21 protein-coding genes are annotated in these 22,650 nt (G+C 69.5%); 7 read left to right on the top strand and 14 right to left on the bottom strand.

Going from position 1 to position 22,650, the window contains the following annotated elements; translation table 11 throughout:
* Positions 1-62: 62 nt before the first annotated feature.
* Positions 63-551 (bottom strand): SRPBCC domain-containing protein, encoded by a 489-nt coding sequence (locus BC102111_RS03480; RefSeq protein ID WP_095376282.1) that lies wholly within the window; start codon positions 549-551, stop codon positions 63-65.
* Between the two features lie 16 nt (positions 552-567).
* Here BC102111_RS03480 and BC102111_RS03475 point away from each other — a divergent pair, with 16 nt between their 5' ends.
* On the top strand, positions 568-948 hold the full coding sequence (locus BC102111_RS03475) for an ArsR/SmtB family transcription factor (protein ID WP_009376377.1): 381 nt from the start codon (positions 568-570) through the stop codon (positions 946-948).
* 102 nt (positions 949-1,050) lie between these two features.
* Here BC102111_RS03475 and BC102111_RS03470 read toward each other — a convergent pair whose 3' ends face one another.
* Entirely contained in the window at positions 1,051-2,508 is a 1,458-nt protein-coding gene (locus BC102111_RS03470) for an MFS transporter (RefSeq protein ID WP_101623579.1), read from the bottom strand.
* Positions 2,509-2,690: 182 nt separating this feature from the next.
* Between BC102111_RS03470 and BC102111_RS03465 the strand changes: the two genes are divergently transcribed.
* Positions 2,691-3,242 (top strand): hypothetical protein, encoded by a 552-nt coding sequence (locus tag BC102111_RS03465; RefSeq protein ID WP_101623578.1) that lies wholly within the window; start codon positions 2,691-2,693, stop codon positions 3,240-3,242.
* Between the two features lie 102 nt (positions 3,243-3,344).
* Here BC102111_RS03465 and BC102111_RS03460 read toward each other — a convergent pair whose 3' ends face one another.
* The 5 genes from BC102111_RS03460 to BC102111_RS03440 form a co-directional block, all read right to left on the bottom strand.
* Positions 3,345-3,782 (bottom strand): NUDIX hydrolase, encoded by a 438-nt coding sequence (locus BC102111_RS03460; RefSeq protein ID WP_101623577.1) that lies wholly within the window; start codon positions 3,780-3,782, stop codon positions 3,345-3,347.
* Between the two features lie 132 nt (positions 3,783-3,914).
* A complete protein-coding gene (locus BC102111_RS03455) occupies positions 3,915-4,526 on the bottom strand; it encodes a DNA-3-methyladenine glycosylase I (protein ID WP_009376382.1) in 612 nt (203 codons plus the stop codon).
* Between the two features lie 97 nt (positions 4,527-4,623).
* The gene (gene betT, locus BC102111_RS03450; RefSeq protein ID WP_232252502.1) at positions 4,624-6,684 is read right to left on the bottom strand and encodes a choline BCCT transporter BetT; all 2,061 of its coding nucleotides are present in this window, start codon (positions 6,682-6,684) and stop codon (positions 4,624-4,626) included.
* A gap of 206 nt (positions 6,685-6,890) precedes the next feature.
* Complete coding sequence (locus tag BC102111_RS03445) at positions 6,891-8,270, bottom strand: short-chain fatty acid transporter (RefSeq protein ID WP_101623574.1); 1,380 nt, start codon at positions 8,268-8,270, stop codon at positions 6,891-6,893.
* Between the two features lie 115 nt (positions 8,271-8,385).
* On the bottom strand, positions 8,386-9,768 hold the full coding sequence (locus tag BC102111_RS03440; protein ID WP_101623573.1) for an NAD-dependent succinate-semialdehyde dehydrogenase: 1,383 nt from the start codon (positions 9,766-9,768) through the stop codon (positions 8,386-8,388).
* 137 nt (positions 9,769-9,905) lie between these two features.
* Here BC102111_RS03440 and BC102111_RS03435 point away from each other — a divergent pair, with 137 nt between their 5' ends.
* On the top strand, positions 9,906-10,259 hold the full coding sequence (locus tag BC102111_RS03435; protein WP_101623572.1) for a nuclear transport factor 2 family protein: 354 nt from the start codon (positions 9,906-9,908) through the stop codon (positions 10,257-10,259).
* Positions 10,260-10,262: 3 nt separating this feature from the next.
* Here BC102111_RS03435 and BC102111_RS03430 read toward each other — a convergent pair whose 3' ends face one another.
* Complete coding sequence (locus BC102111_RS03430) at positions 10,263-11,240, bottom strand: 3-hydroxyacyl-CoA dehydrogenase NAD-binding domain-containing protein (protein WP_101623571.1); 978 nt, start codon at positions 11,238-11,240, stop codon at positions 10,263-10,265.
* Between the two features lie 95 nt (positions 11,241-11,335).
* Between BC102111_RS03430 and BC102111_RS03425 the strand changes: the two genes are divergently transcribed.
* Both BC102111_RS03425 and chrA read left to right on the top strand, forming a co-directional pair.
* Positions 11,336-12,199 carry an oxygenase MpaB family protein gene (locus BC102111_RS03425; RefSeq protein WP_101623570.1) on the top strand — a complete coding sequence of 288 codons (864 nt, stop codon included), beginning with the start codon at positions 11,336-11,338 and terminating at the stop codon, positions 12,197-12,199.
* Positions 12,200-12,363: 164 nt separating this feature from the next.
* The gene (gene chrA / locus BC102111_RS03420) at positions 12,364-13,659 is read left to right on the top strand and encodes a chromate efflux transporter (protein WP_101623569.1); all 1,296 of its coding nucleotides are present in this window, start codon (positions 12,364-12,366) and stop codon (positions 13,657-13,659) included.
* Between the two features lie 54 nt (positions 13,660-13,713).
* Here chrA and BC102111_RS03415 read toward each other — a convergent pair whose 3' ends face one another.
* The 6 genes from BC102111_RS03415 to BC102111_RS03390 form a co-directional block, all read right to left on the bottom strand.
* Positions 13,714-14,427 carry a YceI family protein gene (locus tag BC102111_RS03415; protein WP_095376272.1) on the bottom strand — a complete coding sequence of 238 codons (714 nt, stop codon included), beginning with the start codon at positions 14,425-14,427 and terminating at the stop codon, positions 13,714-13,716.
* Positions 14,428-14,559: 132 nt separating this feature from the next.
* Positions 14,560-16,197, bottom strand: coding sequence for a long-chain-fatty-acid--CoA ligase (locus BC102111_RS03410; protein ID WP_101623568.1), 1,638 nt, complete (start codon positions 16,195-16,197; stop codon positions 14,560-14,562).
* A 62-nt stretch (positions 16,198-16,259) separates the two neighbouring features.
* On the bottom strand, positions 16,260-17,018 hold the full coding sequence (locus BC102111_RS03405; RefSeq protein ID WP_101623567.1) for an enoyl-CoA hydratase-related protein: 759 nt from the start codon (positions 17,016-17,018) through the stop codon (positions 16,260-16,262).
* A gap of 139 nt (positions 17,019-17,157) precedes the next feature.
* A complete protein-coding gene (locus BC102111_RS03400; RefSeq protein ID WP_101623566.1) occupies positions 17,158-17,730 on the bottom strand; it encodes a GNAT family N-acetyltransferase in 573 nt (190 codons plus the stop codon).
* Positions 17,723-18,976, bottom strand: a complete 1,254-nt coding sequence (locus BC102111_RS03395) for a trans-sulfuration enzyme family protein (protein WP_101623565.1) — start codon at positions 18,974-18,976, stop codon at positions 17,723-17,725. Before BC102111_RS03395 ends, BC102111_RS03400 begins: the two co-directional genes overlap by 8 nt.
* 89 nt (positions 18,977-19,065) lie before the next feature.
* A complete protein-coding gene (locus tag BC102111_RS03390) occupies positions 19,066-19,986 on the bottom strand; it encodes a LysR substrate-binding domain-containing protein (RefSeq protein ID WP_101623626.1) in 921 nt (306 codons plus the stop codon).
* An 86-nt stretch (positions 19,987-20,072) separates the two neighbouring features.
* Here BC102111_RS03390 and BC102111_RS03385 point away from each other — a divergent pair, with 86 nt between their 5' ends.
* The gene (locus BC102111_RS03385) at positions 20,073-21,104 is read left to right on the top strand and encodes a YeiH family protein (RefSeq protein WP_101623564.1); all 1,032 of its coding nucleotides are present in this window, start codon (positions 20,073-20,075) and stop codon (positions 21,102-21,104) included.
* 137 nt (positions 21,105-21,241) lie between these two features.
* Positions 21,242-22,648 carry an SLC13 family permease gene (locus BC102111_RS03380; RefSeq protein WP_095376268.1) on the top strand — a complete coding sequence of 469 codons (1,407 nt, stop codon included), beginning with the start codon at positions 21,242-21,244 and terminating at the stop codon, positions 22,646-22,648.
* The last annotated feature ends 2 nt before the right edge of the window (positions 22,649-22,650 follow it).

Raw genomic sequence — 22,650 nt, 5'->3', positions numbered from 1 at the left:
TGCAGGCTCGCCGACTGTGCGCACCCGCGCCCTGGGCAGGCACATCGCCTGAGCCGACCGGCCTACTTGTAGAAGCCCTCGCGAAGGTTGATGCCGTACTCGACCCACGCCTTGAGCGCGGCGAGCATGCCGGTCCAGCCCATCGAGTTGCCGAAGGCGCCCTCGGCTCCCCCGACGGTCGTCTTCCACGCCTGCTCGGTGATCGTCACCAGGGTCCGGGTCCCGTCGTCGACGGGAGTGAACTCGAAGGTCGTCTCCGTCTTCGGCGCGGTCGTGTGCCCGTTGCCCTCCCACACAATGACGATCCGCTCATCGGGCACGGCCTCGATGACGTCGACGGGGAAGCGGCCCGGAAAGTCCGCGAAGTCCCAGCTCACCTCGGCTCCCGTCTCGAGGCGCCCGCGGGCGCCGCCCGTCGTGAAGTACTTCGAGAGCTGCTCGGGATCGGCGACGGCCTCATAGGTCTCGTGCGGCGTCTTCGAGATGTACCCGGTGACGGTGAAGGAGAGCTCCTCCAGCTGCGCGCTCTTGTCGTTCTGCTCATCGTTCATGTGATATTTTTATCACATGTCGGGTGAGAAGGGAACAGGTGCGCAGTCGGAAGGTTACGGCTCGGACGCCGATGCCCGCGACGACGCCGTGTTCAAGGCGCTCGCGAACGCCACCCGCCGCCGCATCCTCGACCTCCTCCGAGCAGAGCCGATGACGACAGGCGCCGTCGCCGAGGCCTTCCCCGAACTCGACCGCACCACCGTGCTCCAGCACATCCGCGTCCTCGAACGCGCCGAACTGCTCACCGGCCGCAGGGTCGGCAAGACGCGCGTGCTCGCGCTCGCGCCGCTGCCGATCAAGCGCATCCACGATCGGTGGATCGGCGACTACGCACGGGCGGCCGTCGACATGCTCGCGATGCTCGACGACGAGGGGACCGCGACCAGCCCCGACTGAGACTGCCCGGCTCGGTCGAGCACGGCGGTCATGCTCGGGGTCGCTCAACTGATCGGTCGGGCATCGCCGTCCTCGCACGCTGGCCGATCGCAGCACCCGCGGTCAGCGGCTCGTTCGACGGTTCGCCGCGAGCCACGAGACGAGACCGGCGAGGACGAGCACTCCCGTGCACAGCAGGAACGTCGCCGTGTCCCCGAGGTAGGTGAACCCGAGTCCCCCGGTGACGCCGGCGATGCCGAGGCCGATGTCGAAGCTCATGTTCCATGCGACGCTCGCCCGCCCCGGTGTCCGGGCGGTGATGAAGGCCATGACGAGGCTCGCCGACTGCAGGGTGCCGAGCCCGAGGCCGACGATCGCCATCGCGATCCCGAGCACGACTCCCGCCCCGCTGACCGCGGTGACGGTGAGCCCGATGGCGGCCATCCCGACGCCGAGGAGGCTCAGGCCCAGCGGTGAGCGCGCATCGGCGACGGCGCCGGCGGCGAACCTGCCGATGACCGAGCACACCTGCATGATGAGGATGTAGATCGCAGGATGGGCGACGTCGCGGCCGGGCCCGAACCCGACGATGAGGCCGAAGGTGATCATGCCGACGAGGAACGGGGCGAGCATGATGAGGAGACGCAGCGCCCCGCGCTCGCGCGACGACGTCGACGAGCCGACGGCCTCCGCGCTGCCGACGGCCTCCGCGCTGCCGACGGCCTCCGCGCTGCCGGTTGCCTCCGCGCTGCCGGTTGCCTCCGCGCTGCCGGTTGCCTCCGCGCTGCCGGTTGCCTCCGCGCTGCCGGTTGCCTCGGCGTCCCGGGCCGCCTCCGCAAGCGCGGCCGCGTCGGGCTCGGTGCCCTCGGCGCGCGGCACCGCCCCGGGGCCCGACGAACTGCCACCGCGGCGACGATCATCGTGCGGTTCGTCGCCGCCCGGACCCTCTCCGCCCCGATCGACCTCGTCACCGGGCACCGCCTCGGCGGGTGGGGAGGGGTGAGTGCGCCCGGGCAGGAACCGCACGAGCGTCGGCACCGCAAGCAGAAGCGTCCCGCACGCGATGAGCCGGAACGACCACTCGGGGACGACGCCGATGAGCCACAGCCCGACCGGTGCCCCGATGGCCGCGGCGAGCGAGGTCACCCCGCCGAAGATCCCCAGCGCCCGACCGAGCCTGTCCGCCGACACGGTCCCCGGCACCGCGGCATTGGCGAGGACGACGAAGAGCCCGAAGCCCATGCCCCCGCTGATCCCGGCGAGGACGAGACTGAGCAGAGGAGGACCGACGACGAGCCCGAGCACCTGACCGAGCAGCTGCAGACCGAGGGCGACGAGGAGGGCCGCCCGCATCCCGAGGCGCTCCCCCAGCCTCGGGGCGAACGGCTGGACGGCGATGACGCCGACCATCATCGTTGTCAGCACCGCCCCGCCGGTGACGGTCGAGAGGCCGTCGGCAACGCCGATCGAGACCATCGTCGAATAGCTGAGGAAGAACCCGGAGAATCCGAACATCGCCGACCACACCAACCCCAGCAGCGCGGGGGTCAGGGTGCGAGCGTCATCGGATCGGAGTGCCATAGTCGGACCTTACCGCCCATCCTCGCCGAAGCGGCCCCACGTCTCACATCGCCCGAGGTCAAGTGCCCTTCCGCGCATGCTCAGAGGCCTCCCGCCCGTGGTCAGGAGCGCTCCCGTTCGGGGCCGATCCCGGATCCGCTGCCGTTCACCGAGGGGCCCTCGACTTTCTGTAGAATCGCGGCATGACCTCGTCGCAGCATCCCGAGAACGCGCCCTCCGGCCTCATCGACACAGGTTTCGTCCTCCGCTTCGAACCGCTCTACGAACTCTCCGACCTCGAAGCCGAGATCTTCGACGACATCGCCCCGAAGGTCGTGCGCAGGGAGGGCTACAAGCGCAAGAACTTCCTCAAGGTCGTCGAATGGAAGGCCGTGGCCGTGCTGCCGACCGCCCAAGAGCTCTCCGGCGACGACATCGACTATGTCACCGGGGTCGCCCTCGACGACGACACCCCGAACCATCTGCGCCTGCCCTTCCTCAAGGTCCTGCCCGGGGTCGGCAATCCCCTCGCCAGCGCCCTGCTCACGGTCTTCGACCCGAAGAAGTACTCGATCCTCGACTCCCGCGCCGTCGGGGTCCTCCACGACCACGGTCTCCTCGAGACCCCCAACCCGAGCAGGGTCGACTACACGGCTTACCGGAAGCTCATGAAGTCCCTCGCCAAGGGGGCGAACTGTGCCCCGCTCGACCTCTACCGGGCTCTCATCGCCTACTCCCGCCAGCCGCAGGGCTGATACGAGCGCAGGACTGACACGGCTGGCCGACGGCACGGGCCAGCGCACGATTCGAGGCGCGGCCGGTCGGCGGCACGGAACACTGCAGGGCCCGAGGCGCGCTCAGAGGACGCCCTGCTCGGCCAGCGCCGGGACGACGCGATCACGAGTGAGCGGGGCGAACTGCCGCTCGGCGGTGTCGGCGGGCATCGGGTCGTAGGGGAACCAGCCTGCCGCGGCGATCTCCGCCTGATGGCTGATCTCGTCGATGCTCAGCCCAACCGGAAGACCCTCGTAGCGGAACACATCGCCGATGACCCGGTGATCGGCTTCGTTCGCAGCCGCTGCGGTGAACGTGCCCACGGGGATGAGCCTCTCCGGGTCGAGCTCGAGTCCGAGTTCTTCGGCGATCTCCCGGATGATCGTCGCCTCAGGGCTCTCGCCGGTCTCGGGCTTGCCGCCGGGCAGCATGAACGACGTGGTACCGGTCTTGCGCACCATGAGGATCTCGGGTCGTTCAGGGTGGGTGAGAACGAGGGCGCTGACGCGGATGTCCTTCATCGGTTCCTTTCGGGCTCAGGTGGTGCGGGCTTCGTCGCGGGGTTCGGCACGGTCGCGGGCGGGCGGGGTTTCGGCACGGCCGCGAGCTGGCCGGGTTCGGGCAGGGTCGCGGGCGACCCGAGCGCAGGATTGTCAGTTCGGCCAGACCCCGGAGGCACCTCGGCGGTGGGAGCCGATGAGGTGCGTGTCCACCATACCGATGGCCTCCATGAGGGCGTACATCGTCGTCGGTCCGACGAAGCGGAATCCCCGCTTCTTCAGCGCCTTCGACAGGGCCACGGACTCCGGTGCGGTGGTCGGCACCTCGGCGATCGTCGCCGGCCGGGGAGTGTCCTCGGGCTGGAAGCCCCAGATGAAGTCGACGATCCCGCCGTCGGCGCGCAGGTCGACGATCGCCCGCGCATTGCCGATGCACGCCTCGATCTTCCCGCGGTGGCGGATGATGCCGGGGTCAGCGAGCAATGCCTCAACCTCGGTCTCGCCGAAGCCGGCGACCGCCTCGGCGTCGAAGCCTGCGAACACCTCACGGAAACGCTCACGTTTGCGCAGAATCGTCAGCCATGAGAGCCCCGCCTGGAAGCCCTCGAGGCTGAGCCGTTCGAAGAGCCCGGACTCGTCGCGCACCGGCAGACCCCATTCGGTGTCGTAGTACGTCAGCAGCAGCGGATCGCCGTAGGCCCACGGGGTGCGGGCGAGGCCGTCCTCGCCGACGACGGGACCGCCACGAGTCGCAGTGCCGTCCACAGCAGTGTCATCCACAGTCGCGCCTCCGCCGGAGGCCGCGCCTTCGCCGTCAGTCGTCGGGGTCGCCGAACGCTCCGCCATCCTCAGTCCAGTCCCCTCAGTCCGTTCCGCCGGTGATGTTCTCCTGCATCTGGAGGAACTCGACATGGCGTTCGTACTTGTCGAGGACGTCGTCGATGAGCTGGTCCTTCGTGTAGCCCATGATGTCGTAGCCCTGACCGGCACCGCCGTCGAGGTAGACCTCCATCCGGTAGTAGTCCTCGGTTCCGCGGGGCACCCGACCGCCGAACGAAGGCACGCTGACCTTGTGCGGCCACACCTGGTAGCGGAACGGGTACTGCCCCTCACCGTCGACTTCGAGTTCGACGAGGTCGCCCTCGTCGTCGAAGCGTCCCTCGTTGTCGACGCGACCGCAGCGGGCGGAGATTCCCCGCTCCCGCATCTCGGCCGCGATCTCGCCGAGGGTGGGGATGAGCACGGTCTGCTCGTAGTCGCGGACCTTGCTGCCGCTGGGGAACGCGAGGACGCGGGAGAGCTGCTTCTTCCACGTCTCGTGTCCGCGGGTCGACCGGCGGGCGAGCGAACCGGAGAGGCTCTGCTCGACGCTGTCGACGCGGTTGCCCTCGACCCGCAGCGCCTTGTAGAGGCCGATCATGACGAGGATGATGACGAAGGCGAACGGCAGGCCCATGATCACCGTCGCGCTCTGCAGGGCGCCGATGCCGCCGACGATGAGCATCGCGACGGTGAGCGCGCCGGTGAGCACGGCCCAGAAGATCCGCAGACTCGCCCGCCCGTCGTCCTGCGGGGTGGGCAGGAACGAGGAAAGGTTGGCCATGACGAGGGCAGCGGAGTCCGCCGAGGTGACGTAGAAGAGCAGCGCCGTCATCGTCGCGAGCGCAGCGATGACGATGAACGCCGGATACTGGGCGAGGAGTTCGTAGAAGCCGCCCTCCGGGTTGAGCATCGTCTGCTCCCCGAACTCGCGGTTGCCGCCGCGGATGATGTCGAGAGCAGAGTTCCCGTAGATCGAGATCCACATGAAGATGTAGATGAACGGGATCGTCAGGGTGCCGATGACGAACTGACGGATCGTGCGTCCGCGCGAGATGCGGGCGAGGAAGAGGCCGACGAACGATGCCCAGGCGATCCACCAGGCCCAGAAGAACAGGGTCCAGTCGGTCATCCATGTTCCCGTGTCCTCGAAGGCGAAGGTCTGCCCGACCATGTTCGGGAAGAGGCGGACGAAGTCGGCGACATTGAGGACGAAGGCATTGAGGAGGAACTTCGTATTCCCGGCCACGAGCACCCAGATGCTCAGCGCGATCGCGGCGAAGACGTTGAGCAGCGAGAGGAACTTGATGCCCTTGTCGACGCCGGAGACCGCCGAGAGTGTCGCGACGCCGACACCGACGACGACGATGGCGACCTGCGCGGCGGTGCTCACGGGCAGACCGAAGATGACGTTCAGGCCGACGTTGACCATGACGACGCCGATGCCGAGCGAGGTCGCCACGCCGAAGATCGTCCCGAGGAGGGCGGCGAAGTCGACGGTGTCGCCGAGGGCGCCCTGGACGCGCTTGCCGAAGATCGGGGCGAGCGCCGAGCGGATCGCCAGGGGCATGTTCATCCGGTAGGCGAAGTACGCGAGGGCGATGCCCATGAGTGCGTAGAGCCCCCAACCGCTGAGCCCGTAGTGGAAGAGCGTCCACACCGTGGCCTCACGGGCCGCATCGACGGTCTCGGGTTCCGTGCTCGGCGGCTGGAGGTACTGGGTGACGGGTTCGGCGACGGCGAAGAACATGAGGTCGGTGCTGATGCCGGCGGCGAAGAGCATCGCCGCCCACGGCAGCAGGCCGAACTCCGGCTTCGAGTGTTCGGGGCCGAGCTTCGTCGAGCCGTAGCGGGAGGCGGCGAGGTAGATGACGAAGACGAGGACGACGGCGACGAGGAGGACGTAGAACCAGCCGAACCAGTCCGAGGTCCACCCGACGACGGCACCGAGGACCGCCTGCGCGTTGGCCGGGGCGAAGAACGCCCAGACGGTGATGGCCAGGGTGCCGACCGCCGCCGAGATGAAGACGCGCTTGTTCACGGGCGGCAGCCGCTTCGCCCTGCCCTTCGCGTCGTCCGTGGATTGCTGCGTCTGTGCTGACATCTGCTCGCTCCCTCGTCCGGCGCTGGAGCGCCCCGACATGTCGTTGATCTCAGTGCTCTGGCCCATCGAAGCACCCTGACCGGGCGCTGGGGTGGGAACCGCCTGCGTCTTCGTGGGCAACCAACGATGCAGGCTACCATATCGTAGTTTTCAGTAGCCCTCCCTGCCGTGACGCGCCTGAGTCCGCTCGGAGCCGCAGCGGAGTCTCAGAGAGAGACGAGGAGGAGGGCGAGCGCCATGACGACTCCCGACCCGAGGAACGTGATGAATGTGTAGCCGAGGATGTCGCGCATCTTCAGCCCGGCGATCGCGAGCACCGGCAGCGCCCAGAACGGCTGGAGCATGTTCGTCCACTGGTCGCCGTAGGACACGGCCATGATCGCGATCGACGGATCGACGCCGAGCTGGTTGGCCGCGTCGAGCATGATCGGGCCCTGGACGGCGAACTGCCCCCCGCCGGAGGGGACGAAGAAGTTGACGAGCCCGGCCGAGAGCAGGGCGAGGACGCCGAAGGAGACGGGGGTGGCGATCGAGACGAATGCATCGGAGAAGACGGCGATGAGTCCGGTTCCGCTCATGATGCCGAGGATGCCGGCGTAGAGCGGGAACTGGAGGAGGATCTCTCCGACGTTCGAGGCCGCGTTCTTCGTCAGGTGGATGAGTTCGAAGGGGTTCTTCACCAGCAGGAGGATGAGCGCGAGGAACGACCAGTTGACGATGTCGAGAGTGAGTCCGCCGCCCTGGGCGAAGTGGACGACGAGATAGGCGACGAGGGCGAGTCCGAGGACGAGGGTGAGGATCCGGGAGGCATCGATCCGGTCGGCGGGTGTGACCACCTCCTCGGCGAAGGAGGTTCGGGTCGTCGGATCGACGGCCTCGGGCATCTCGTAGACCGTGGCCCCGCCCTTGGGGGCGATGAGGTAGAAGAGGATGCTGCAGACGATGAGGACGCCGAGGATGGCGAGCAGGTTCCACGTGGAGAAGATCGTCTCGGTCACCGGCACGATCTGCCCGCCGAGGGATTCGGCGAGGAACGAGTCGGGGGTGGCTGCGGTGAGCGGACCCGACCCGGAGTAGCCCATGTGCCAGACGACCATTCCCGAGTAGCCGGCGGCGACGAGGAGGGGGAAGTGGACTCTGATCCCGCGCTGCCGAGCCTGCACGGCGACCTCGCGGGCGAGCAGCGCACCGACGACGAGTCCGAGGCCCCACGTGATGAGGCTGGCGATCGCGGCGACGAGGAAGACGAAGACGTAGGCGAACGCCGGACTGCCGGGCACCTGGGCGAGACGGGCGAGGATCGCCTGGACGGGTCCGGTGTTCGCGAGGATGTGGCCGAGGAGGAGGATGAGGCACATCTGGGTCATGAACTCGAGCAGACCGGACAGACCCACACCCCAGCTGGTGACGACCTCGAGCGGGCTCGCCCCAGTGAGGACGAAGGCGAGGACGGCGACGATGAGGGTGAGGACGATGGCGAAGGTGAGAGCCGAGGGGATCCACCGTTCGAGGAACCGGTTGATCGGGCGCATCACCCCGGAGGAGGCTTCGGCGTTGATCTGCGATGACGGAGTGGGGGCCGGCATGGGAACCTCCTGCTGGGAAAGTGCTGTGCGTCACATCAGGATACAGTGAGGGCGCCGTCCGCGGTTGCGGACGACGCCCCCTTGTGGCCGGGTCTGAGTGGCCGGATGCCGCTGGTCAGCTGTCCTTCTGGAAGACGAGCTGCTTGTTGACGAACTCGTCCATCGCCAGGGGGCCGAGCTCACGGCCGACGCCGGAGCGCTTGACGCCGCCGAAGGGCAGGTATTCGCGGGATCCCTCGGGCGAGTTGATGAAGACCATGCCGGAGTCGATCTGCGCCCCGACCCGCTCGGCGCGCTCGACGTCGCCGGAGAAGACCGCGGCGCCGAGGCCGAACGGGGTGTCGTTGGCGAGCTCGACCGCCTCCTCCTCGCTGCCGACCCGGTAGACGATGACGGCGGGACCGAAGAGCTCCTCGTAGTAGCCGCGCATGCCCTTCTCGACGTCGGCGAGGACGACGGGTTCGACGTAGGCTCCACCCCCGTCGTACTTCTTCCCGCCGGCGAGCAGGGTCGCGCCCTGGCTGACGGTGTCCTGGACCTGCTCGATGAATCTGTCGGCGGCGGCGACCGAGGACAGCGGGGACAGGCGCGAGCCCTCCTCCCCGGGCACCTCCGGGGTGGCCTTCTTCGCCGCCTCGGTGATCGAGGTGAGGAACTCGTCGTAGACGTCGTCCATGACGATCATCCGCTTCGGCGAGTTGCAGGCCTGGCCCGTGTTGCCCATGCGCGTGTTGAAGAACGTCTTCGCGCTCTTCGCGACATCGGCGGTGTCGAGGAGGATGTAGGGGTCGGAGCCGCCGAGTTCGAGGACGACCTTCTTGAGGTTCTTCCCCGCCTCGGCGGCCACCGCGGCACCGGCCCTCTCCGACCCGGTCAGGGACACACCTTGGTTGCGGGGGTCGGGGAGGATGATGTCGGCGACCTGCTCGTTGCTCGCGTAGATGTTGATGTACGCGCCCTCGGGCAGACCCGCCTCACGGAAGATCTCCTCCATGATCTGCGCCGAGCGCGGACACTGCGGGGCGTGCTTGAGGAGGATCGTGTTCCCGAGCGCGAGGTTCGGGGCGGCGAAGCGGGCGACCTGGTAGTAGGGGAAGTTCCACGGCATGATGCCGAGCAGGGAGCCCACGGGCTTGCGCCGGATCCACGCGGTTCCATCCTCGGGTCCGCGCAGCGGTTCGTCGGCCATGAACGCCTCGGCGTTGTCGGCGAAGTACCGGTAGATGTTCGAGCTCAGGGCCACCTCGCCCTTGCCCTCGGGCACCGCCTTGCCCATCTCGAGCTTGATCACCTCGGCGAGCTCCTCGGCCCGTTCGGCGTAGATGTCGGCGACCCGGGTGAGCAGTGCGGCACGCTCGGCGACCGGGGTCCGGCTCCACTCCGCGAACGCCGTCGACGACCGGTCGAGGGCGGCGAGGATCTCCGCATCGGAGGCGGTGGGGAACTCTTCGACGACCTCACCGGTCGCCGGGTCGGTCACACGGTAGATGGTGGACATGACTCTCCTCGTCTCTGCTGTCAGCCTGTTCTCCTCTCACGCTATGGCCGATCCCCTGCCGCGGCAATTCCCGCACCCTCCCAATTCCCTGACCCTTCCGCTCTTCCCACCCGGCGCGCGACTGCTAGGTTGTGGTCATGACTGCAGTGAGAGAACTCGTCGAGCGCTACTACACGACTGTCGACGCCGGCGATCCCGTCGCCACCGCGGCGCTCTTCGCCGCCGATGCCAGCTACGACCGCCCCGGCTATCCGACGATGGTCGGCCAGGCGATCACGGACTTCTACCTCGGGGAGCGGGTCATCGAATCCGGGGCCCACGAGCTCGGCGAGATCCTCGTCGAAGGCGCGCATGCCGCCAGTCGCGGGGTCTTCGCCGGGCGCCTCAAGGACGGATCGGAGACCCGGGTCGGGTTCGCCGACTTCTTCCGCTTCGACGAGCAGGGGCTCATCAGCGAACGGACGACGTACTTCTACCAGGCCGCCGTCTGAGGCTCACTCCTCCTGGCCGCGCGCAGTGAGCACGGCGCGTTGGATGCGGTCGCGTTCGGCCGCGTCCTCTGTGCTCGGGCTCGTCCCGTAGGCGTCCTCGACCTGCCCGAACACCTCCTCCAGCGCCTCGTCCCCGAGCTCGAGCGGCAACGGGTCGAGACCGGTGAGGGAGGGACCGATGTGGGCCATGAATCCGCGGATCCCCGCCTCTCCCCCGCCGAGGTGCATGCCAGCGAACTGCCCCACCGCCGCCCACCGCAGCCCGAGTGAGTTTCGCATCACCGCATCGAGTTCGCCCGCCGTGACGACCCCGTTCTCGACGAGGGCGATCGCCTCCTTCATCAGCGCAGCCTGCAGACGGTTGCCGACGAAGCCCGGCACCTCGCGGCGCAGCACCACCGGCTCCCGCCCGCAGCTGCGGTAGAACCCGACGGTACGGGCGACCGTGTCCGCGCTCGTGGTCGGCGCGGGAACGACCTCGACGAGCGGCATGAGGTGGGGCGGGTTGAAGGGGTGGCCGACGATGACCCGGGCGGCCGCCTCGGCGGGGAGATCCGCTGCGAGGTGCGAGGCGGGGATCGTCGACGACGAGGTCGCGAGCACCGTCGTCGACGGTGCCGCCTCGGCGAGGCGGGCGAAGAGCCGGGGCTTCTCCTCCGGGTCCTCGGGTCCGGACTCCTGGACGAATCCCGCCGAGGCGACCGCCGCCTCGAGCGAATCCGCGGCCTCGACGGAGCCGGTCCGTCGCCGCTCGGCGGCGATGCCCGACCCGACGAGGTCGGGGTCATCGGGGCCGGCGTCGGCGGCTTCGGCGCGGGCATCGGTCGCGACCTCGGCACGGACGCCGGCCACCACCTCGGCGAGGTCGCCCCGCGGATCCCACACGGTGACGTCGTACCCGGAGACAGCGAAGAGGCGGGCGAAGGAGCGGCCGATGGTGCCGGCCCCGATGACGGCGACGGAGGGCTGAGGATCAGTCATGGGATCAGGCTATACCTGCCCACGGGCCTGCGGCGGGGACGAAAAATCGCCTCGCCGGCGGCTGTGACCGGGACGTTCGGTGGCACAATGTCACCATGACAGCGCGCGCAGGACTGAGAACGGTCGACTCGGAGATCATCGCCCTCGCCGAGGACGAGTCCACGGCCGCCGCCGAGGCCGCAGGCGTCGTCGTCCGGGAGCTGCACACAGCGGCCGAAGCCGCCGAGGCCTCCCTCCTCCTCGACGAGGTGTGGAACGTCGACAAGACGGGCACGAACATCCTCGAACCCGGCCTCATCGTCGCCTTCGCCCACGCCGGCAACTACGTCTCCGCCGCGTACAGCGCCGATGACCCCGACGAGATGATCGGGGTGACGATCGGGTTCTTCGGACAGCCGTTGGGCACGGTCATGCACTCCCACATCGCCGGGGTCCGCCACGAGCACGTCGGCCACGGCGCGGGGTCGGCGATGAAGCTCCACCAGCGCCTGTGGTGCCTGCGCCTGGGCATCACGGAGATGACGTGGACCTTCGATCCGCTCATCGCCCGCAACGCCTACTTCAACTTCCAGCGCCTCGGTGTGAGCATGGTCGAATACCTCGAGGACTTCTACGGGCAGATGCGCGACGGCCTCAACGAAGGTCAGGCGAGCGACCGGATGATGGTCTCATGGCCGCTCGACCGCCCCGCGAGGGTGCCCGCCGTCGCCGCCGACACCGCGTTCGCGTGCCTGCGCGCCGGCGAGTCCGGCGAACCGCTCGTCTCCGAGGTCCCGCGGGAGGCCGCCGTCGTCTCCCTCGACTTCCCCTCGGACATCGAGAGCCTCCGCCGCCATGACGCCGAGCTCGCCGCCCGCTGGCGTCTTGCCCTGCGCGAATCGCTCACCGCGCTCATCGCCGACGGCTGGGTCGTCGACACGTGCCTCAAAGGCGGGACGTACCTCCTCCACCACCCGTGAGAGCCGGGGCGTCGGTGCGGCAGCACCGCCCGTGACGTCGCAGCGTCCGTGACGCCGCACCCGTGAGCCCGACGTCCGTGACGCCCGCCTGCGCGTTCACCTCCGCGACACCTTCGCGCACTTGACTGGGGCGCAGTCAGTTCACCGGAGGACGAGGAGCGTGGATGAGCGACCGAGAGGCGAGCAGGCGTCACCCGGGCACCGTCGGCGAGGTCTTCCGTGTCTTCCTCCGCCTCGGGCTGACCTCCTTCGGCGGGCCCGTCGCCCACCTCGGGTACTTCCGTGAGGCGTTCGTCGCCCGCCGGAAATGGCTCGACGACGATGCCTACGCCGATCTCGTCGCCCTCTGCCAGTTCCTCCCCGGACCCGCCTCGAGCCAGGTGGGCATGGCCATCGGTCTGCAGCGCGCCGGCTACGGGGGTCTGCTCGCCGCCTGGTTCGCCTTCACCATGCCCTCGGCCGTGCTCCTCGTCGCCTTCGCCTACGGCTTCGACGCGCTCGGGGATGCGCTCGGCACCGGCTGGCTCGCCGGGGTCAAGGCTGCCGCCGTCGCCATCGTCGCCGGCGCAGTGCTCGGCATGGCGAAGTCGCTCACCCCCGATGCCCGGCGCGCGACGATCGCCGGGCTGGCAGCGATCATCGTCCTCCTCATCCCGTCACCGGCGATCCAGCTCCTCGCGATCGCCGTCGGCGCAGCGCTCGGGCTCGCATGGGTGCGCACCCCGGACACTGCGGGTCCGGCGTCGCAGCCCTCCCCCGCCGAGGCGGACGCTGCCGGGGCCTCGTCTGCCGACTCCTCGTCCTCCGCTGCCACCGCCGACGCCGCCCCCACCGGGTTCCGGGTCCCGGTCTCCCGCCGCGCCGGGGCTGCGGCGCTCACCGTCTGCGCCGCGCTCCTTCTCGTCCTTCCCGCACTCTCCGCCCTCACCGGTGATCCGGCAGTGCGCTTGGCCGAGATCTTCTCGCGGGCGGGAGCGCTCGTCTTCGGCGGCGGGCACGTCGTCCTCCCCCTCCTCGAGACCGAGACGGTGCGGACCGGACTCGTCGACCACGACACGTTCCTCGCCGGCTACGGTGCCGCTCAGGCCGTTCCCGGCCCGCTCTTCACCTTCGCCGCGTTCCTCGGAGCCTCGACGACCTCGGGTCCCTCGGGCATCCTCGGGGCGAGCATCGCCCTCATCGCGATCTTCCTGCCTGCGGCGCTGCTGACGATCGGTGCACTCCCCTTCTGGCAGCGTCTCCACTCCTCGGTCCACGCCAGGCGGGCCCTCCTCGGGGTCAACGCCGCCGTCGTCGGTCTCCTCGGGGCCGCACTCTTCGATCCCGTCTTCATCGAGGGCGTGACCTCACCGGCGACCCTGGCGATCGCGATCGCCGCGTTCATCGCGCTCACCCGCTGGAACGTGCCCGCATGGGCGGTCGTCCTCACCGCCGCCCTCATCGGGTGGATCGCCCTGTGAGCCCCAGCCTCTGCAGTGCGGTTCCCGGCCGCCTCACCGCCGCACCCGGGCTGCTCAGACTCGGCTGAGGTCGAGGGCGAACTCGACGACGCCTGCATCCTCGACGGAGACGAATCCGAGGTCGGGAGCGGTGACACCGTGGTCCTGCCAGGTGACGTCGATCGCCCCGACCACGCGCAGGCCGGCATCAGTGCGGGTCACGGTGCCCTGGGCGGTCGTCTCCCGGCTCTGTCCATTGATGTCGAGGGTTCCGGGGATCTCGATCTCCGCAGTTCCGGAGTCGGCGAGCGCGGTGAGGTCGACCGCCTCGGCGACGGTGAAGGTCGCCTCCGGATTCGCCGAGGTGTCGATCGCCCGGGAGGTGAAGTAGCCGTCCCGGCGGGAGCTGTCGGTGGTCACGGTGCGCAGGTCGACGGTGACCGTGCCCGCAGTGAGCTCGGAGCCGTCGATCGTCACCTCTCCGGTGACGTCGTCGGTGCGCCCGACGACGGTGACGTCCTCACCGTTGAGGACCTCGTCGACGCGGTAGCCGGCCTCCGAGCCCTCGCCGATCGACCACTGTCCGGCGATCGCGTCGGCCGAGCCCGAGGACTGCCCGGGGGTGGTCGCCTCGGCGACGTCCTCGCTGAGGAACTCCTCGGGTGCGGCGGCATTCTGCGAGGAGACGTACATCCGTGTGGCGACGATCGCGGCGACGGTCGCGAGGACGGCGGCGATCGCGATGATCCACACGAGCGGGCGGGCGAAGAACGGGCGGGAATTCGTCATGAGTCGATGGTACAAAGTTCAACTACACCTGCGGAACCCTTTCCGTCCTGCCGAATCCCTGGACAGTCCCCGTCCGAATGCGGAGAATCCCTGAGGATGACTCCTCAGGGATTCTCCGCCTGCGGAGCGCGCCTACGCCTCGGCGCCCTCCCATTCCTTCCGGAGCAGCTTCTTGTCCAGCTTGCCCACCGAGGTGCGCGGGAGCTCGTCGGTGACGATGATCTCGTCGGGCAGCTGCCACTTCGCGAACCGGTCGCCGAGGACCTCGACGATCTTCTCCCGGGTCACCTCGGCGCCGTCTTCGGCGACGACGTAGGCGACGGGGCGCTCCTGCCACTTCTCGTCGGGGACGCCGATGACGGCGGCCTCCTTGACGCTCGTGCAGTCGAGGATCGCGTTCTCCATGTCGATCGAGGAGATCCACTCGCCGCCGGACTTGATGACGTCCTTGAGGCGGTCGGTGAGCTTGAGGTAGCCGTTGGGGTAGATGACCCCGACGTCGCCCGAACGCCACCAGCCGTCGAGGAACCGCTCGGAGTTGTCCGGCAGCTGGAAGTAGGACTCGGTGACCCACGGCCCGCGCATGAGGACCTCGCCCATCGACTTCCCGTCACGCGGCAGCTCCTCTCCGGTGGGGTCGACGACCTTGACCTCGACGCCGATGATCGGCAGCCCCTGGAAGCGCTTGAAGTCCCAGCGCTCCTCTTCGTCCATGTCGAGTCCCGGTTTGATGTGCCAGTTCGTCGTCGCAAGCGGCGTCGTCTCGGTGGCGCCGTAGCCGTGGATGACATCGGCCCCGGTGATCTCCTTGAACCCGCGCATCATCGACAGCGGCGGCTCGGAGGAGCCGGAGACGAGGCGGACGCCTGAGAGGTCCGGCGGCTGCGGCATGTCCTTCATCATCGCGAGCATCGGGGCGAAGATCGCCGGCGCGCCGTTGGCCAGCGTCACCTTCTCCTCGATGAAGGCCCGCGCGATCGCCCCGAACTCCTCGGCGGCGAACTTGCCCGGCAGGACGAGCTTCGCCCCAGCGGCGACGGCGTTCTGCGGGAAGCCCCACGAGAGGACGTGGAACATCGGGGTGATCGGCATGACCGTGTCGGAGAACGTCGCTCCCAGGGCCGCGAGGCCGCCGATCGTGTGGAGGTAGATCGACCGGTGCGAGTAGTACACGCCCTTGGGTCGCCCGGTCGTGCCGGTCGTGTAGCCGGCGTACGCGGCGGTCTTCTCATCGACGACGGGCCAGTCGTAGGTCTCGGGCTTGTCCTTGATGAGGTCCTCGTAGAAGACGACGTTGTCCAGACTCGTCTCGATCTCGCTCGCGGGCTTGTCGGTCATGACGACCCAGCCCTTGACGTCGAGCTTCGGGGCGAGCTTCTCCGCCACGGGCAGGAGGGTCTCGTCGACGAAGATCCAATCGGACTTCGAGTGGCTGACGACGTAGGCGAGGTCCTCGGGTGCGAGGCGGAGGTTGAGCTGGAGCATCGTCGCGGCCAGGCCGGGGACGGCGAAGTAGAGTTCGAAGTGGCGGCGGGAGTTCCAGTCGAGGACGCCGACCATGGAGCCGGCACCGACGCCGAGTTCGCTCAGGCCGTGGGCGAGTTGGGCCATGCGCCGGAATTCCTCGGCGTAGTCCGACCGTCCCCACGAGCCGTCGGAACGGCGGTAGACGACTTCCTGTTCGCCGAAGACCGTGGCGGCATGGCGGATCATCGAAGTGGTGTTGAGCTGGTAGCTGTCGCCGAGGGTCGACGGGATGCCAGTGAGCATGAGACTCCTTTGTTCGTTCACTCGTGGGTCGATTCGGGTAGGGGCGGTGGGGGTCGAGCGGGCTATTCGCCGACGAACCTCGGGGTGCGTTTCTCGATGAAGGCCGACACCCCCTCGGCGAAGTCGCGGGTGCCGCGCAGGTAGGTCTGGTCGGCGGATTCGCGGGCGAAGGCGTCGTCGAGGGCGGTCAGACTCGCCTGGTTGATCGCCGCCTTCGAGCGGGAGAAGGCGAGCGGCGCACCCTGCGCCCACTGGCCGGCGAGCTCCTGGGCGCGGTCGAGCTGGGTGCCTGCGGGGACGACCTCGCTCGCCAGTCCCCAGTCGAGGGCCTCAGGCGCCCACACCTTCTGCGCGGTCAGCGCCATCTTCATCGCCCGATGCCGGCCCGCCGAGGCGGCGACGAGGGCCGTCGCCCCACCGTCGGGCATGAGGCCGATCTTCGCGAAGGCGAGCATGAGGTAGGACTCCTCGCTCATGATGACGTAGTCGCACGCGAGCGCGAGCGAGCAGCCGATTCCGGCGGCCGGGCCCGAGACCGCGGCGATCGTGGGGACGCTGACGTCGATGAGCGAGCGGATGATCGCGTTCGCATCGTCGAGGTCGAGGCTGACGTCGTCCGTGCCGGACTGGAGGTCCGCGCCCGAGCTGAACGCCCGGTCGCTGCCGGTGAGCACGATGGCCCTGGCCGATCCCGCCGCCTCGGCGACGGCGTCGCGCAGGGCGAGGAACGTCTCGCCGGTGAGCGCGTTGAGGGATTCGGGACGGTTGAACGCGATGGTCGCGACACCCTCGCTGTGATCGACGAGGACACTCGGAGGCACGGCGGCTCCTTCTGCTGCAGACGACGGATTCCCTGCTCTCAGCTTAACGCACGTTAAGTTGATCTGGGTCACACTCCGATCACTCCTGCTCCGTCGGCCGGGCAGTTCGGGTGAAGTCGTGCGGGAAACGGTGTCCGCGCTACCGCAGGGTCGCCGCCAGCTGCGCGGGCGTGAGCTCCCGATCGGCGAAGACGAGTCGCACGGCCGCGGGATCGGGGTTGCCGGCGTCCGGAGCGCGGTGTCGGAGCCGCAGGCCGACCTTCTCGGCGACCCTGGCCGAGGCCATGTTGTGCTCGAGGAGGTAGGCAACGACCGGAAGCTCGGGGTCGACCTCCCGCGCGCGGTCGATGGCCAGCAGCGAGACGGCTGTGGCCAGCCCCCTCCCCTGCACGTCGGGGGAGAACCGGTAGCCGAGGTTCCAGAAGGAGTCGGGTCCTGTCGGCTCCGCCTCTGTGCCCCCGCGCAGGCTGCACCCGCAGAAGCCGACGATCGGACCCGACGCCCTCTCACGGACCATCCACATCTCGAGGCCGTCGCGCTCCCACCGACGGATGCGCCGCCCCAGGGTCGCCGCGGCGTCCGCGCGTCGGGTCACCCGTCCGGACGGGAAGTGCGTCCACACCCGCGGGTCACGCTCGATCGCGAAGATCTCGTCGACGTCGGCGAGGGTCGGCCGGTCGAGCACGAAGTCCGCGGTGATGATCTCAGGCATTGGCCTGTGCATCCCGGTGGGACGACGATTCCGCCCCGGTCCCAGGGCTCGCGACCTTGGTGCCGGTCGCCGCTGTGATCGCGGCATCGAGGTCGGCCCAGAGGTCGTCGACATGCTCGATGCCGACGCTGAGCCGGAGCAGGCCCTCGGGCACCGTCTCCGGCTCCGAGGCGTGCCGACGCCTGCGTTCGATGAGCGATTCGACGCCGCCCAGGGAGGTCGCGGGCGTCCACAGGCGCACCGCCTCGGCGATGGCGGTCGCGGTCTGCGCGGAGTCGACGGTGAAGGCGACGATCGCCCCGAACCCGGACATCTGCGCGGCCGCGCGGGCATGGCCGGGATCGGTCGGCAGCCCGGGGTAGCGGACCTCGAGGACACCAACGCGCTCGCTCAGCCGCTCGGCGATGGTCTGCGCGTTGGCCTGCGCGCGGTCGAGTCGGACGGAGAGCGTGCGCATTCCGCGCAGGGCGAGCCACACCTCGAAGGGACCCGCGATCGCTCCGCGCATCGCCCGCTCGGCAAGCAGCGTCTCCCGCAGGCCAGGGTCGCCCACGAGCACCGCGCCGAGGACGACATCCGAATGCCCGGCGAGGTACTTCGTCACCGAATGGACGACGATGTCGGCGCCGAGGTCGAGCGGGGTCTGCAGGAGGGGTGTCGCGAAGGTGTTGTCGCAGGCCGTCAGGACACCCCGCTGCCGCGCTGCGGCGATGAGCGCGGGAACGTCGGCGACTTCGAGCATCGGGTTCGTCGGCGATTCGATCCACAGCATCGCCGAGGCGGCCGCCGGGTCGGTCGCGGTCGTGGGGTCGGTCGCGGTTGCTGTGTCGAGGGCGGCGATGACGGCCTCGGTGTCGGCGATGTCGACGCTGAGGACGGTGAACCCGCAGCGTGCGGCGAGTTCGTCGGCGGACTGGAGGGAGCCCTGGTAGGCGTGGCGGGGGATGATGAGCGTGCCGCCTGCCGGGACGAGGCTGAGGACGGCGGCGATCGCCGCCAGTCCCGAGCCGAAGACGAGTCCCGGCACCGGGGCGTGCTCGAGTTCGGCCAGCGCCTCCTCGAACGGGGTCCATGCCGGGGTGTCGAGGCGCCCGTATCCGAAGGGGGCCTCGCCCATCCCCGTGGTGCCGATGAACGTCGAGGAGAGTTCGACGGGCGGGTTGACCGAAGCGCCGGGCACCCGCGGCGGGCGCGCGGCTTCGACGAGGACGGTCTCCGGGGAGTAGGCGGGCTCACGAGTCGTCATGTGCCCAATATAGGACGTGGAGCGCTCGGTGAGTCTGCACGTCTCGGACTGTCGGCAACGGCGCTCGACCCGAAGCGGCGGCGGGCCCGTCACCTCACCTGCGCGCTCGTCATGTGGTCGAGCAGGGCCCGCGCCCCGTGTGAGAGCCGGCGTTTCGGCGACCACAGGGCGTGGAGCCTGCGATCGAGGTCGATCGACTCGGCGACCGGCAGCGGCACGAGCCGTGCGGAGCGGAAGTCGTCGCGCAGGGCGAGTTCGGAGAGGACGACCGGGGCGACACCGGTGGCGGCGGCGACCCGCAGCGCCGAGTTCGACCCGTACTCCCCCGCGACCGAGACGCCCCCGAACTCCGCGAGTGCGGTGTCGACGGCCTCCCGAGTCCCCGACCCCACCTCACGGACGAGCAGCGGCGTCGCGGCGAGCGCCTCGGCGGTGATCGGCTCCGTCCACGAGGCGGCGAACGACGGGGCGGCGGCGATCATCAGCCGGTCCCGGCCGATGACTGCGGTGGGGAATCCGCTCGGCAGGGACACCGATTCGACGAGTCCGAGATCGCAGCGCTGTGCCCGGACCTCGGCGACGACGGTCGAGGAGTTCTCGACGCCGAGCCCGACGTCGACGTCCGGATGCGCCGAGGTGAAGGTCGCGAGGTACCCCGGCAGCAGGTATTCGGCGACCGTGAGGGAGGCGCACACGCGCACCGTGCCCGCCCTGGCGTCCCGGATCGCCTGGGTGCCCGCCGTGAGGGCACGGTAGGCGTCGACGACCTGGGCTGCCCACTCCGCGACGGCCTGCCCCTCAGCGGTGAGGGAGGTCCCGCGCGGAGAACGTCGCAGCAGCGGGACGCCGAGATCGCGTTCGAGGTTGCGCAGGCTCCGGGAGGCGTTGGGCTGGGCGAGTCCGACCGCCTCGGCGGCCTGCCCGATCGACCCCGCTCCCCCGCTCAGGGCGACGAGGAGGCCGAGGGCCCGCAGCTCCGGCCACCGGTGCATGTCCGAGACATCGCGCATGAGCACATCATGTCATATCAGACTCATATGGACTGCGCGGTTTTCGCCGACTACCGCGGCCCTCGCCGAGGCGGAAGACTGGAGGCATGCACCGCATCCTCCCCCTCCTGCCCGGTCTCGGACTTGCCGCGCTCGCCGCCGCGATCGCCTGGCCCCTCTCAGCCCTCGCCCCCGTCGTCTCCCCGCTGCTCGTCGCGATCGTGCTCGGCATCGTCCTCGGCAATGCCGTTCCGACCCTTCCGGCGGCGTTCCGGCCGGGACTCGACTTCGCCGCGAAGCCGCTCCTGCGTCTGGGCATCGTCGCCCTCGGCGCGCAGGTCGTCCTCGGCGACATCCTCGACCTTGGCTGGCCGGTCCTCGTCCTCGCCGCCGTGGTCGTCGCCGTCGGCATCGCCACGAGCGTGCTCCTGGCACGCGTCACCCGGGTCGACGGCGACCTCGCCCTCCTCATCGGGTGCGGGTTCGGCATCTGCGGGGCCGCGGCCGTGGCCGGGATCGAATCGACGATGCGGGCGAAGAAGGAGGACGTCGCCGCCGCGATCGGCCTCGTCGTCCTCTTCGGCACAGCGATGATCGCTGTGGTCCCGCTGATCAGCGGCGGTCTCGGCCTCGACGAGGCGACCGCAGGCATGTGGGCGGGCGCCTCGACCCACGAGGTCGCCCAGGTCGTCGCGATCGGCGGCATCATCGGACCGGCCGCGCTCGAGGTCGCGGTCCTCGTCAAGCTCGCCCGCGTCATCATGCTCGCCCCGACCGTCGCGATCCTCGAACTCGTGATGCGCCGTTCCGAGGCGAGGGTGCGCACTGCCTCCGCCGAGGCTGGGGATGAGAGCGCCGTTCCCGCGCCGGCCGGACAGCGTCCCCCGATCGTCCCCCTCTTCGTCATCGGGTTCCTCCTCATGGCCGGGCTGCGCACGGTCGGGCTCCTGCCCGAGATGGCCGTGACCGAGCTGGGCATCGTCCAGACCGTGTGCCTGTCGATGGCGATGTTCGCGCTCGGTCGGGGTGTGCAGTGGCGCGCGCTGCGGAGCCTCGGCGGTGGGCCGATCGCCTTGGCGACGATGACGACGATCGTCGTCGCCCTCGTCTCCCTCGGCGGTGCCCTGCTCCTGACGTGAGCGGGTCATCGCACGGTGCGGTGCCGACAATCGGGAAGTCGCCCTCCCCCGCCATGGTGCTCCCGGGCCATGTCCGCACCGGCTGGTAGTCTCTCACCGATCGCACTCAGAGTCTGCTCAGCTACCTCAAGGACGACATGCTTGCCCAGCTCATCGCATTAGGTGTCTTCATCGCCCTCTTCGCCGTCGGGGCCGTCCGCGGGGTGCACATCGGCGTGCTCATGCTCGTCGGCGCGGCCGGGACCGGTCTCCTGCTCACCGACATGACCGTCGAGGACATCATCGCCGGGTTCCCGCTGTCGATCATGGTCCTCCTCGCCGGTGTCACCTACTTCTTCGCCATTGCGCAGGAGAACGGCACTGTCGACAGGATCATCGATTGGGCGCTCGAGAAGGTCGGTTCCTCCGCGGTGCTTCTGCCGCTCGTCTTCTTCGTCATCACCGCGGGCATCGCCTCGATGGGTGCGCCGCTGGCCGGTCTCGTGATGATGCCCGTGGGCATGCAGGTCGCCCGGAAGTACGGGGTCGACTTTGCGCTCATGGGTCTGGCGATCTGCTTCGCGATCGGTGCCGGCGGCTTCGCCCCGACCAGCCTCTACGGCATCGTCACCTACAGCACCGCCGACGACGCCGGCATCGGCCTCTCCCCGTTCCTCCTCTTCGGCATCGCCGTCATCGTCTATCTGCTCATGCTCACCGTCGCCTACCTCATGTTCGGCAGGCGGCTGTTCGCCGGGCGGAAGACGGCCGCGGTCTCCTCCCGCGGGGGCGGCGCGGCGGACTCGAGCAGCACCGCCGCCTCGGCAGCGGCTGAGCCGAGGATCTCCCGCGGCGGCGCCTCGGCGACGAAGGTCGCCTTCGGAGAGGACGACGAGGACGAGGCCCTCTTCAATGCCGGCGCTGCCTCGGCGGACTCCGGTACGAGGCCGTTCACCGGGGTGCAGATCCTCACCGTCGTGCTCATGGTCGGCCTCATCGGCTCCGTCGTCGTGCTTGCCGCCCTCGGTCAGGAGCCCGACATCGGCCTGCTCTGCTTCCTCTTCGGAGCGATCCTCGCTCTCGTCGATCCCGCGACGGGCAAGGCCGCGCTCCCGAAGATCGACTGGTCGACGGTCCTCCTCGTCGGCGGCATCATCACCTTCGTCGGCGTGCTCCAGGAGATGGGGGCCGTCGACCTCCTCGGGGACGGAGCGAAGGCGATCGGGTCCCCGCTTCTCGCTGCCTTCGTCCTCTGCGTCGTCGGGGGTCTCGTCTCGGCGTTCGCCTCGACGACGGGCATCCTCGCCGCGCTCGTCCCCCTCGCCCTGCCGCTCATCGAGGCCGGCGGCGTTCCCGGGTGGGCGCTCATCGCCGCGCTCGGCATCTGCTCGGCCGTCGTCGACGTCTCCCCGTTCTCGACACTCGGTGCCACTGTCGTCGCGACTGCCCCAGGTGAGGAGAAGCCGCGGCTCACCCGCATCCTCGTCAAGTTCGGGATGTCGATGGTCATCATCGGACCGATCGTCCTCGTCGGCGGGCTCGTTCTCCCGGCGATGCTCTTCTGAGC

Source organism: Brevibacterium casei CIP 102111 (assembly GCF_900169275.1).
Classification (GTDB): domain Bacteria; phylum Actinomycetota; class Actinomycetes; order Actinomycetales; family Brevibacteriaceae; genus Brevibacterium; species Brevibacterium casei.
This window is presented reverse-complemented; position numbering and strand designations above follow the sequence as displayed.

Excerpts from the sequence above, each read along its gene's own strand:
- BC102111_RS03480 (WP_095376282.1), bottom strand. The coding sequence starts at position 551 with ATGAACGATGAGCAGAACGACAAGAGCGCGCAGCTGGAGGAGCTCTCC.
- BC102111_RS03475 (WP_009376377.1), top strand. The coding sequence starts at position 568 with ATGTCGGGTGAGAAGGGAACAGGTGCGCAGTCGGAAGGTTACGGCTCG.
- BC102111_RS03470 (WP_101623579.1), bottom strand. The coding sequence starts at position 2,508 with ATGGCACTCCGATCCGATGACGCTCGCACCCTGACCCCCGCGCTGCTG.
- BC102111_RS03465 (WP_101623578.1), top strand. The coding sequence starts at position 2,691 with ATGACCTCGTCGCAGCATCCCGAGAACGCGCCCTCCGGCCTCATCGAC.
- BC102111_RS03460 (WP_101623577.1), bottom strand. The coding sequence starts at position 3,782 with ATGAAGGACATCCGCGTCAGCGCCCTCGTTCTCACCCACCCTGAACGA.
- betT (WP_232252502.1), bottom strand. The coding sequence starts at position 6,684 with ATGTCAGCACAGACGCAGCAATCCACGGACGACGCGAAGGGCAGGGCG.
- BC102111_RS03445 (WP_101623574.1), bottom strand. The coding sequence starts at position 8,270 with ATGCCGGCCCCCACTCCGTCATCGCAGATCAACGCCGAAGCCTCCTCC.
- BC102111_RS03440 (WP_101623573.1), bottom strand. The coding sequence starts at position 9,768 with ATGTCCACCATCTACCGTGTGACCGACCCGGCGACCGGTGAGGTCGTC.
- BC102111_RS03435 (WP_101623572.1), top strand. The coding sequence starts at position 9,906 with ATGACTGCAGTGAGAGAACTCGTCGAGCGCTACTACACGACTGTCGAC.
- BC102111_RS03430 (WP_101623571.1), bottom strand. The coding sequence starts at position 11,240 with ATGACTGATCCTCAGCCCTCCGTCGCCGTCATCGGGGCCGGCACCATC.
- BC102111_RS03425 (WP_101623570.1), top strand. The coding sequence starts at position 11,336 with ATGACAGCGCGCGCAGGACTGAGAACGGTCGACTCGGAGATCATCGCC.
- chrA (WP_101623569.1), top strand. The coding sequence starts at position 12,364 with ATGAGCGACCGAGAGGCGAGCAGGCGTCACCCGGGCACCGTCGGCGAG.
- BC102111_RS03415 (WP_095376272.1), bottom strand. The coding sequence starts at position 14,427 with ATGACGAATTCCCGCCCGTTCTTCGCCCGCCCGCTCGTGTGGATCATC.
- BC102111_RS03410 (WP_101623568.1), bottom strand. The coding sequence starts at position 16,197 with ATGCTCACTGGCATCCCGTCGACCCTCGGCGACAGCTACCAGCTCAAC.
- BC102111_RS03400 (WP_101623566.1), bottom strand. The coding sequence starts at position 17,730 with ATGCCTGAGATCATCACCGCGGACTTCGTGCTCGACCGGCCGACCCTC.
- BC102111_RS03395 (WP_101623565.1), bottom strand. The coding sequence starts at position 18,976 with ATGACGACTCGTGAGCCCGCCTACTCCCCGGAGACCGTCCTCGTCGAA.
- BC102111_RS03390 (WP_101623626.1), bottom strand. The coding sequence starts at position 19,986 with ATGCGCGATGTCTCGGACATGCACCGGTGGCCGGAGCTGCGGGCCCTC.
- BC102111_RS03385 (WP_101623564.1), top strand. The coding sequence starts at position 20,073 with ATGCACCGCATCCTCCCCCTCCTGCCCGGTCTCGGACTTGCCGCGCTC.
- BC102111_RS03380 (WP_095376268.1), top strand. The coding sequence starts at position 21,242 with ATGCTTGCCCAGCTCATCGCATTAGGTGTCTTCATCGCCCTCTTCGCC.